Origin of the sequence: Mesorhizobium caraganae (assembly GCF_016836705.1) — a bacterium.
GTDB classification, from domain to species: Bacteria; Pseudomonadota; Alphaproteobacteria; order Rhizobiales; family Rhizobiaceae; genus Mesorhizobium; species Mesorhizobium caraganae.
Genome location: NZ_JAFCGY010000126.1, coordinates 1 through 474, shown reverse-complemented (window position 1 = coordinate 474; position 474 = coordinate 1). Strand labels below are relative to the sequence as shown.

The following is a 474-nucleotide window of genomic DNA, read 5'->3' as shown; positions in this document are numbered from 1 at the left end:
CAACTGCGCGGCCGCCGGCACGTCGGCGCCGACCAGGTAGGCGACCAGGCGCGGCTCGCCCGGGCTGTCTTCGCGCGCGTGCACCACCGCCTCGGCGACGCCGGGCTGGCGGGCCAGGCGCGCTTCGATCTCGCCCAGTTCGATGCGGAAGCCGCGGATCTTGACCTGATGGTCGTTGCGGCCGAGGAACTCGATGCGGCCGTCGCCGCGCCAGCGCGCCAGATCGCCGCTGCGGTACATGCGCGCGCCCTCGCGGCCGGCGAACGGGTCGTCGAGAAAACGCTCGGCGGTGAGCTCGGCGCGGTTGAGGTAGCCGCGGGCGACGCTGGCGCCGCCGATGTAGAGCTCGCCGGCCACGCCTTGCGGCACCGGTTCGCCGTGCGCGTCAAGCAGGTAGATCGCGGTGTTGGCGATCGGCCGGCCGATGTGCACCGCGCCGTCGTCGGCGCGCAGCGTGCCCGAGGTCGCCACCAC

At 74.5% G+C, this 474-nt stretch carries 1 protein-coding gene; it reads right to left on the bottom strand.

Annotated features, from left to right (window positions below; genetic code table 11):
- Positions 1 to 474 (bottom strand): AMP-binding protein (locus JQK88_RS35595; RefSeq protein ID WP_203281260.1); only part of this gene is annotated, 474 nt, incomplete at both ends.